A 1,303-nucleotide genomic window follows, 5' to 3' on the forward strand; every position below is an offset into this window, starting at 1 on the left:
GATTACTCTCGGCCTGCTCAAGTGCTTGTTGTAGGTTCTCTGGTAACTCGTGAGTTTCCATTTGTGAATCTTGTTCTAGCACATAAGCGCGAATTTCTTTCTTCACTGCGGCAAGTTCTGTGTAAGCAATACGCTCAAGTTCTGCAGCTTCTTGTGCTGCATCTCTTTCTTTCTCAAATTGAGCCAGTGCCATACCTTCTGCAGACCAAGGGTCCATATCTGGTAGTTCTTCGATATTGATCGTTGGCTCGATGTACGCGTCTTGATGGCGTAGGTCGAGGCTAGTTGCACGAACCGCTGAAATCATCAGCATCACAGAGATCACCAGTAGCGGTAAGCCACCAACTATTGCTGCCGTTTGTAGCGTACTTAGACCACCCAAGAACATCAGAATCGTTGGCAAGAACGACAGTGTGAATGCCCAGAACATACGGTTCCAACGCATTGGCTCTTCGGTCACGTTGTTTTGCACAACAGACGCTAGGATGTATGAGATTGAGTCAAATGTCGTTGCAGTGAAAATAATACACAGCAGCGTAAATACCGCGATAACTAGTGTACTCATTGGCAGTTGCGCAAGCATCGAGAAGATAGCTTTGGTAGCGCCTTCTGCATTCAAAATCGCTACTACATCCAGTTCACCAGAAAGTTGTAGTGATAGGCCATAGTTACCTAGGATCATGAAGAACAAGAAACAACCTAGAGAGCCAAAGAAAATTGAACCTGACACCATTTGTTTGATGGTTCTTCCGCGAGAGATTCGCGCAACAAACAGGCCCATACTTGGTGCAAATACTAGCCACCACGCCCAGTAGAAAATGGTCCAGTCTTGTGGGAAGTGCGTGTTCTCAAAGGTACCGTAACCACCAAATGGTTCAGCCCACGTTGCCATCACGAAGAAGTTAGACAGTAGACGACCAATAGAGTCTAAACCTGTTTCTAGCATGAAGATTGTTGGACCGGCGATCAGAACGAAAGTCAGTAAACCCATTGCACCCCAGAAATTGATGTTACTCAGGATCTTGATGCCTTTTTCCAAGCCAGCATAAGAAGAGTAAGCAAAAATTGCCGTACAAACTAAAAGCACCATTGCTTGCGTAAGGTTGTTTTTAGGTAGACCGAATAGGTGATTTAAGCCTTCAGTGATGAGAGGTGCTGCTAAACCTAGTGTTGTCGCGGCGCCACCCAGTAGACCGAAAATGAATAGGATATCGACGATTTTTCCAGGTACGCCTTTACTGCGGTGTTCACCAAGAACAGGCATTAACGCACTAGAGATCTTTAGAACAGGCTGTTTACGCAC

Annotated in this window: 1 protein-coding gene; it reads right to left on the reverse strand. The window is 45.8% G+C overall.

The annotated features are described in order from the left end of the window. The coding region (locus tag AB4653_RS27475) for a BCCT family transporter (RefSeq protein ID WP_372105822.1) at nucleotides 1-1,303 on the reverse strand (1,303 nt) is incomplete at both ends.

The sequence above is a fragment of the Vibrio sp. 10N.222.48.A3 genome (assembly GCF_041475345.1).
GTDB lineage: Bacteria > Pseudomonadota > Gammaproteobacteria > Enterobacterales > Vibrionaceae > Vibrio > Vibrio tasmaniensis_A.